General features: G+C 67.9%; 5 protein-coding genes. 2 read left to right on the top strand and 3 right to left on the bottom strand.

The window, feature by feature from the left end; translation table 11 throughout:
- Positions 1-119: 119 nt before the first annotated feature.
- Positions 120-1,811: a M1 family metallopeptidase gene (locus TsocGM_RS19410; protein WP_126727122.1), complete on the bottom strand. Its 1,692-nt coding sequence runs from the start codon at positions 1,809-1,811 to the stop codon at positions 120-122.
- A gap of 151 nt (positions 1,812-1,962) precedes the next feature.
- Positions 1,963-3,687 carry a biosynthetic-type acetolactate synthase large subunit gene (gene ilvB, locus TsocGM_RS19405; protein ID WP_391732835.1) on the bottom strand — a complete coding sequence of 575 codons (1,725 nt, stop codon included), beginning with the start codon at positions 3,685-3,687 and terminating at the stop codon, positions 1,963-1,965.
- 424 nt (positions 3,688-4,111) lie between these two features.
- Here ilvB and TsocGM_RS19400 point away from each other — a divergent pair, with 424 nt between their 5' ends.
- A complete protein-coding gene (locus TsocGM_RS19400) occupies positions 4,112-5,008 on the top strand; it encodes an SDR family NAD(P)-dependent oxidoreductase (protein WP_126727120.1) in 897 nt (298 codons plus the stop codon).
- Between the two features lie 215 nt (positions 5,009-5,223).
- The gene (locus tag TsocGM_RS19395) at positions 5,224-6,954 is read left to right on the top strand and encodes a peroxidase family protein (RefSeq protein WP_126727119.1); all 1,731 of its coding nucleotides are present in this window, start codon (positions 5,224-5,226) and stop codon (positions 6,952-6,954) included.
- Positions 6,955-7,135: 181 nt separating this feature from the next.
- Here TsocGM_RS19395 and TsocGM_RS19390 read toward each other — a convergent pair whose 3' ends face one another.
- Positions 7,136-8,434, bottom strand: a complete 1,299-nt coding sequence (locus TsocGM_RS19390; RefSeq protein WP_126727118.1) for a DUF1015 domain-containing protein — start codon at positions 8,432-8,434, stop codon at positions 7,136-7,138.
- Positions 8,435-8,583 lie beyond the last annotated feature (149 nt).

The following is an 8,583-nucleotide window of genomic DNA, read 5'->3' as shown; positions in this document are numbered from 1 at the left end:
GATGGTGAAGCCGGTCTCGGATCGGGCGACGATGGTGGCGGCCATGGCGGTGGCTCCCGGAGTGTGAGGGGAGCCCCAGCATAGGCGGACGAACCGGCCCGATCTACATCATTCGTCGGTCACACCCGATCGACCGCGACATAATAGAGATCCTCGGCGACCTCGAATGCGTCGGGAGTGATCCCCTGCAGGCGAAGCTCCTGCCAATCGCCCGTCGGGAGGATCTCCTCGAATCGATCGGGGGCGACCGTGACCCGGATCGGCATGGCGAAGGTCTCGACATCGGCTTCCCAGCGATAGCGGACGACCAGATCATCCCCATCGGGGTCGAACCGAAGCTGGAGGACGGGCAGGCCCGGATGGCGGAGATACTGGTCGAAGAAGGCGGTCAGATCCCGGCCGGTCCTCGCGTTGATGAAGCCGAAGAGCATGTCGGCGGAGATATTCCGGTAGCGGAAGGTCTCCTGAATCTCTCGGAGGGTGGCGAACCAGAGCTCGTCGTCGTCCAGGACGCTGCGGAGCGTGTTCAGGACGAGCTGCCCCTTGTCGTACATGTCCGGGTCGCCGCTGCGGTTCTGGCCGTAGGGGCCGATGATCGGGGCGGCGTTGCGGACGTTCGGCTTCTTGGCGTTGATGTAATCGAGGGCGGCCTCCCGGCCGAAGACATGCTCGACGAACAGGGATTCGGCGTAGGCGCCGAAGCTCTCGTGGATCCAGAGGTCGGCCTCGTCGCTCATGGTGACGCTGTTGCCCCACCACTCGTGGGCCGCCTCGTGAATGATGATGAAGTCGAACTTCAGGCCGACTTCCGAGGGGGAGCGGCCGAGGTAGCCCCCCTGGTATCCGTTCCCGTAGGCGATGGCTGACTGGTGCTCCATCCCCAGGTGCGGGCTCTCGACGAGCTTGAAGCCGTCCCGCTCGAAGGGATAGCGGCCGAAGTGGTGCTCGAAGGCCTCGAGCATCGACTTGGTCTGCTCGAAGTGGGCCTTCGCCTTCTCCAGGTTCTCGGGCAGGACGTAGTAATCGAGCGACAGCACCGAGCCATCCTCCCGGCGGTACTCGTCTCGGAAGTAGGCGTAGTCGGCGATGTTGATGGTGACGCAGTAGTTGTTGATCGGATAGGAGACCTCCCAGACGAAGCGGGTCCAGCCGTCCTCCAGGGGGGTGCGCTCAACGAGCCGGCCGTTCGAAACATCCTCCAGACCGGGGGGAACCGTCACCGAGAGGGAGACGCGCTCCGGCTCGTCGGCGGGGTGATCCTTGTGCGGCCACCAGAGGCTCGCGCCGGTCCCCTGGGAGGTCACGGCGACCCAGGGCTTGCCTCGAGCATCCTCCGCCCAGGTGAAGCCGCCGATCCACGGGGGACGCTCGGCGACGATCGGGGTGCCGGCGTACTCCACGAGAAGCCGGTGCCGGCTCCCGGGCTCAAGCACCTCGGGGAGCGTGACGAAGATCGAGTTCTCCTCGCGGCGAAAGTCGAGCCGGCCGGCGTCGTCGTCGAGCGTGATCCCCAAAACCTCCATGTTGGAGAACAGGTCGATCTGAAGGACGCGGCAGTCCTGCCTCGCGTCGAAGACGATCGTGTTCGAGCCGCCGACCGACTTCGCCTCCGGGTCGATGCGGACGTCGAGGTGATATTCGATGACGTCGAAGCAGGTCCGCTCGGGACGCAGCGCTCCCCGAAGGATGTCGTCGCGGCTGGGTTCCTGGGCGGTCGCGGACGGGCCGGCAACCCAGGGTCCGAGGATCGCCAGGAGCAGGAAGGTCGCCGGGGCGAGCGTTCGCCCCGGCCATCGGTTGTCGGTCGGCATCGCTTTCGCTCTCCGGAGGGGCGCCGATCTCGGGGTCGGGGGGGCTGCACGGAGAGCTGGCAGCCGCAATCGACAAGGCCCTCCCCTGTTCCGCCCCGGCCGACAGCAGGGGAAGGCCGGACGCTGGGACCGGAAGGCCGAACGCCGGCGATCAGCCTTTGATGATATCTTTGACCGTTCCGCCGGCGGGGATCATCGGCAGAACGTGCTCCTGGTAGGGAACGAGCACATCGAGCACGAACGGCCCGGGGTGGGCGATCATCTCCTTCAGCGCGTCGACCAGCTCGGCCTTGCGCCGGACCTGCCGGGCGGCGATGCCGAAGCCTCGAGCGACGCCGACGAGGTCCGGGTAGGTGATCTCCGGCAGCTCGCCGGCCCCCTGGCCGATGGCCTCGGGGTGATCGACCGGGCCGAGATAGGTGTGGGCGCGGTTCCCGGCGAAGAAGCGGTCCTCCCACTGCACGACCATGCCGAGGTGCTGGTTATTCAGCACAATCACCTTCACCGGCAGCTTCTCGCAGTGGATCGTAGCCAGCTCCTGGATGTTCATCACGAACGAGCCGTCGCCGTCGATATCGACCACCAGTTTGTCGGGAAACGCGGCCTGCATCCCCATCGCCGCCGGCAGGCCGAAGCCCATCGACCCGAGCCCGCCGGAGGTCACCCAGCTTCTCGGGTGCTTGAACCGGGTCCACTGCGCCGCCCACATCTGGTGCTGGCCGACGCCGGTGGACATGAGGAACTCGCCGTCGGTGAGCTTCGAGAACTCGTCGATGACGTACTGCGGCAGGATGGCATCATCCCGGTCGGGATAGGTCATCGGGTCGCTGGCGCGCCAGGAGTCGATCTGGCGGTGCCAGTCGCGCCAGTCTGCCTGCTCGACCATCGGCGTCAGAGCGGCCAGCGCCTCCTTGACGTCAGCGTGCACCGGAATGTGAGCGAACTTGTTCTTGTTGATCTCGGAGGCGTCGATGTCGATGTGAACGATCCGGCCGTGCTTGGCGAACTCGGAGAGCTTGCCGGTGACGCGGTCGTCGAACCGGACGCCGAGCGCCAGCAGCAGGTCGGCCTCGTTGATCGCGTAGTTCGAGTAGACGGTCCCGTGCATGCCGAGCATGCCCAGGGACAGGTAATGGTCGCTAGGCAGCGAGCCGAGCCCCTGCAGGGTCATGGCCACCGGAATACTCGTCTTCGAGGCGAACTCGCGCAGCTCCTCCGCGGCCCCCGAGGCGATCACGCCGCCGCCGCAGTAGATGATCGGCTTGCTGCTGCCCCGGATCGCCTCGACGACCTCCCTGAGCCGAGACGGCTCCGGCGCCGGCGGGAGGCGGTAGCCGGGCAGGTCCATCGGCGGGTCGAACTCCGGGTCGCGGATGATCGTGTTCTGGATGTCCTTCGGCACGTCGATCAGCACCGGGCCCGGTCGGCCGGTGCGGGCGATGTGGAACGCCTCCTTGACGATCCGGGGGATGTCCCGAGCCGATTGGACAAGATAATGATGCTTGGTGATCGCCCGGCTGACCTCGACCATCGGCGTCTCTTGGAACGCGTCGGTCCCGATCACTCCGGTGGGGACCTGGCCGGTGATCGCGACCAGGGGCAGGCTGTCCATCTTCGCGTCGGCCAGGCCGGTCACGAGGTTCAGCGCCCCGGGGCCGGAGGTCGCCATCACCACGCCCGGCTCTCCGGTGACTCGGGCGTACCCCTCGGCCGCGAAGATGCCGCCCTGCTCGTGGCGGGGGAGGATCGTGCGGATGGTGTCCCGATACCGGGTCAACGCCTGGTGCATCGGCATGCTGGCGCCGCCCGGGTAGGCGAAGACGACCTTCACGCCGTGCCGATAGAGCGACTCGACCAGGGCCTCGGCCCCGGTCATCGGGTTCTGTCGGGTCTGCGGCTCGGTCTCGGTGATCGTGGCCACGGCGTGCCTCGGCGTCAGAGAAAGGCGTCGATTCCGGTCGGTCTCGGCGGGTGCTTGGGCCGGGCCCCGGCCCGTCGTGAACGCATCATTGTAAAATGACGCCCCGCCAGGCCGCAATGGCGCCTGCCACCGCGCGCCGACCGGGATTCCGCCCTGACACCTCCTCCGCCTTCGGGGTTCACCCCTCCAACAGGCCCAATCTTCCCCGGGACCGGTCCCCGGGCGCATCCCGATGGGGAACGCGTTACCCTGGACCTGCTCCGGTGAGTGGCAGTCCGAGTCGGAGCAGGCCCATGATCGTGTGGTTGCACCCCGGGCAGGAGCGGACTGGCGGCGCGTTCGGAGTCTCCCTCCCCGCCATTTCTCGTCGAGCAACGCCATGAGGTCAAGCGTCCGCACCGCGATCGTCACCGGGGCCTCGGCCGGCATCGGCCGCGAGCTCGCCCGGCAGCTGGTCCGGGACCGGGGGATGTCCGTGCTGGTGACCGCCCGGCGCCGGGATCGGCTGGAATCACTTGCGGCGGAACTCCCCGAGGGGGGGCTCCGGATCGAGTCGGGGGATCTGACGGACGAGGCGTTCCGCGACCGCCTCTGGCAACGAGCGATGGAGGAATTCCCCGGCGGGCCGGACCTGCTGGTGAACAACGCGGGGATCGGCCATTACGCCGAGTTCGACCAGGAGGATCCGGCGATCCTCCGCGCGATTGTTGAACTCAACATCATCGCTCCGATGGATTTGACCCGTCGGGCACTGTCAGCCATGAAGGCCCGAGGACACGGCCAGGTGATGTTCGTCTCGTCGGTCCTGGGATTCGTGGGACTGCCATACTCGTCGGCCTATGCCGCGAGCAAGCATGCGATCAACGGGCTGGTGCGCAGCCTGCGTTACGAATTGGCCGGTTCCGGCGTGCGTGTCTGGGCCACCTGCCCCAATCGGACCGAGAGCGAGTTCCACGCGGTCGCCCTTGGGCAACGCCCCGGCGACGCCCCCCGCCGGGCCCCTTACGCCGAGCCCACCGATCGAGTCGTCCGGCAGATGGTCCGGGCGATCGACCGGAGGATGGCGTTCCACTTCCCGGGCACGTCGGCCCGCTGGGTCGTCGAGGCGAGCCGACTACTCCCCGGCCCGTTCGACTGGTTCATGAGGACGTGGGCGCCGGCCCACTTTCGGAGCGAGATGGAGCGGGCCAGCGGCGAGCCGGAGATCTCGCGGCCCTTCGCCAGCGACCTCTCGCCCCAGCAGGATGCCGACACCGGACGGCCCCCCGGGACCTGAGGCGTTGCCCCGAATCAACACGGCGGGCCGCACCGGAAGGAGAATCAACTCGCCGGTTTGCGATCGTGTAGACTTGTCGAGACGCGGCGATCCCGTTCCAAAATGCCGCGATCGGTTCCGAGAACCGCTCGGCCCTCGGAGTGGGCGCGACCACCCTTCCGACCCTCGCTCCCGCCGTCGAACCCGATCGAGCCTCTTCTGCCCAGGATCATTCGATGACTCACCGCCCCGACCCGCCCCGGAGGAGTCGGCATCGTTCGCGCCGACCCCGAGTCGAGTCGCTGGAGGCCCGCGAGCTGCTGGCCGTGATGCCCGGCGTGAACAGCCCAATGACTCCCCTACGCGAGCGGACGGCTCCAATCTCGGTCGAGCTGGCCCCCCGCTCCAGCATCGGCGCCCCCGCTGACGGTATCGCCGCGATGGGAACGGCCGTTCTCGTCGGCCGCACCCTGCCTGGCATGATCGTCGGCATGGACTCGGATCTCGACGGCCAATTCGACACCTACTCGAAAGCTGATCGCAGAGGACGCTTCGTCATGCGGTTCGAGGCGAGGATGGGCGCCGACCGCATGGACTTCAACCTCGTGCTCCGGCGCCCGTTCCGGATGAAGCCGATGACCGTCGTCGGCATGGTCGAGGACCTCTCCTCCTCCCATCGCCCCTTCACCGGCAGCCCGACCCCCGCCGGCAGCCCCTTCGAGCGGCTGATCCCCGACACTCAGGCCGACCCGGACGCCCGGCCCGACGCGAAAGACCTCTCCACCCTCCTGGCCGAGGACCCCAACGCCCCCGCGTTCTCCGACTCGATCCCGCTGGGCATGGTCTTCCTCGGCCAGTTCGTCGACCACGACGTGACGCTGCTCGATGTGCAGGGCCAGGGGCCCGGCGACCCCTCCTCCCCCGTCAACAAGCGAAACCCGGCGCTGGACCTCGACTCGGTCTACGGCCTCGGACCGGCGATCGACCCGCAGTTCTATGATGACAGCGGCCTGCTCTTCCGCCTCGGGGCCGACGGGATCGACGTGCTCCGGGACGAGCACGGCGTCGCGGTGATCGCCGACGAGCGGAACGACGACAACGGGCAGATCGCCCGCATCCACGCCGTCTTCCAGCGGTTCCACAACACGCTGATGCTCGGCCTGCTCGGCGACGCTGACCCAATGGGCCTGAACGATCGCCAGAAGGAGATGCTCTTCGCGAGGGTCCGCGACCTGGTGATCGGCGTCTACCAGGGGATCGTGGCCAACCAGCTCGCCCCGCTGATCGTCGGCGCTCCGCTGGATGATACGGTCGCGCCGATCGCGAACATGCCGGTCGAGTTTTCGGCGGCGGTCTGGCGGCTGGGCCACACGCTGGTCCCGAACCGGATCATCGTCGATCATCAGGGGAACACCCTGTCCCCGGTGGACGAGCGGCTGAGGTCAGCCGAGGGCGTGCCGCTCGACCTGCTCTTCGGCCCCGACGCCCAGCCGGCGGCGGCCTTCGACGCGAAGCTCTCCGAAACGATGAAGACGCTGCTCATCCCCCTCTCGCCCACCAACCCGGGCGCCGGCCCGCTGATCGGGGGAGGATCGCCGAATATCGGCTCGGGCACGATCATCGACGGCGTCATGCACCTCGACCTGGGAGAGACGAACCTTCTGAGGGGCCGCGAGCAACGCCTCCCCTCCGGCGAGGAACTGCTCGCCGCCATCGAGGGGAGGCCCTACGACCCCGCCGTCGACGGCAACACCGATCTCTTCATCTACATACTCCGAGAGGCCGAGCCACTGGGCCATCTCGGCAAGGTCGGCTCCTTTGTCGTGCAGCGCTCCCTTGGCGGCATCCTCGCCGCCGACCCGTACCGGTACACCAGTCCCTCGTACTACTCCCCCTTCGAGACCGCCCTCTTCCGTCAGGCCCGGATCGAGCAGGTGCTCCACTTGATCGGCGAACCGGGGTTCTGAGCCCCCTCCTTCCAGAGGGCTCCCCGCGTCGTGCTCGAGCCCAGGGGTCCGGCGCGGCCCAAGCACGGGAAGAATCCAGGAGTCGTCGCAGGGCGGAGCGTCGGGAATCGCGGACGGCCAGGGTCGTCGGAAAGAAGTCTCCCCCGGGCCGAGGCGACGCTCGGCCCGAGGGGCTCCGGGATCATCGGATCGGGTTCAGGACCAGTCCCGTGAGCAACTTCGGATAGAAGTACGTGCTCTTGGGCGGCATCTTCTCCAGGTTCGACGCGATCGCCTCGACGTGCTCCATCCCCGCGGGAGGGACAAGGCAGGCGAGGTCGCACGACCGGGAGTCGACCGCCGCGAGCACCTCGTCGATCAGATGGACATAGGTCCGCTCCGGGAAGCCCAGGCCTGACAGAAGCTTCTTGTAGACCAGCTCCTGGAGGATGCTCACGCCCAGGCTCCGCCAGTCGGGAGAGTGCTCGGGAACGAGGGCGTCCATCGTGGCGTCGGATCGGAGCCGGGCCAGGGTCCAGCGGCCGTCGGCGACGGTGCCGAAACCGATCAGGTTCTGGGAGCCGTCCAGTTCCATCTCCTGCCAGCACGCCCGGCAGCCGGAGGGCCCTTCGCCGAAATCCTCCAGATCGAACTCGGGGGAGAGCAACTCGGCCAGCTTCTGGGCGGTCAGGCCCGGATATCCCGAGGCAAGCCGGTGCGTGGGGAGGATCTGCAACCCCGGGTCGCTCATCGAGACGAGCATCATCAGGCAGAAGTTCGCCGGGTCGTCAGGCCCGGTCAGCTCTCCCGCCTCGGCGCGGAGGTCTCGGTAGCGGACGGCCGTCTCGTAGCGGTGGTGGCCGTCGGCGATGAAAACCGGCTTCTCGGCCATGAGCCCCTGCACGGCGGAGAGCACCTCCACGTCGGACACCGGCCAGAGGCGGTTCTCCACGCCAAGGTGGTCGGTCACGGTCAGCGGGGTCCGGTCCCGGATGCCGGCCTCGACGGCGGTCAGCGCCCCGTTGCCCGGATCGGGATACAGGCCGAAGACAGGACTGAGGTTGAAGCCGGTCGCCTCGTACAGCTTCAAGCGGTCGGCCTTCGGGCCGGACATCGTCTCCTCGTGCGGGTAGATCTTGCCCTGGCCGAACGGCTCGAGGCGGACCCGAGCCATGAACCCCTTGCGGGTGTGCACCTTCCCCTCGACCTCGAAGGTCTGGTGATAGACGTACAGGCTCGGGTGCGACTCGTCGGCGAGCACCCCCTCTCGCCTCCAGTCCTTCAGCAGTTTCGCGGCTCGGGAATAGCGGTTGGTCCGGTCGTCGTCCCCGGGCTCGTCCCGGCCGAGCTCCAGGCGGATGACGTTGTGCGGGCTGTCGTCGTAGAGCTTCCGTTGGAGGTCGGGGCCGATGACGTCGTAGGGGGGCGCCACCACCTTCGACAGGTCTCCCACGCGGGCCAGGTCGTAGCGGACGCCTCGGAATGGCCGGATCTCAGGCATGGTCGGTGGTCCGTGGAGGGGCATCGGGCCGGCGGCCGCCGGGCCCGGTTCGGTCAGTCAGGCCCCCGCTCCTCGAAATCGAGGAGCGGGAGGAGGTCGGTACCCGATCCGACGCCCGACGGCGCGCGAAAAACCGCCGACCGCCAGCG

Origin of the sequence: Tautonia sociabilis, assembly GCF_003977685.1 — a bacterium.
GTDB classification, from domain to species: domain Bacteria; phylum Planctomycetota; class Planctomycetia; order Isosphaerales; family Isosphaeraceae; genus Tautonia; species Tautonia sociabilis.
Note: the sequence above shows the minus strand (reverse complement) of the source record. Positions and strands in the feature narration are given on the sequence as shown.

Bases quoted from the DNA above. Each gene is read 5' to 3' on its own strand.
- TsocGM_RS19410 (WP_126727122.1), bottom strand. From the start codon at position 1,811: ATGCCGACCGACAACCGATGGCCGGGGCGAACGCTCGCCCCGGCGACC.
- ilvB (WP_391732835.1), bottom strand. From the start codon at position 3,687: ATGACCGGGGCCGAGGCCCTGGTCGAGTCGCTCTATCGGCACGGCGTG.
- TsocGM_RS19400 (WP_126727120.1), top strand. From the start codon at position 4,112: ATGAGGTCAAGCGTCCGCACCGCGATCGTCACCGGGGCCTCGGCCGGC.
- TsocGM_RS19395 (WP_126727119.1), top strand. From the start codon at position 5,224: ATGACTCACCGCCCCGACCCGCCCCGGAGGAGTCGGCATCGTTCGCGC.
- TsocGM_RS19390 (WP_126727118.1), bottom strand. From the start codon at position 8,434: ATGCCTGAGATCCGGCCATTCCGAGGCGTCCGCTACGACCTGGCCCGC.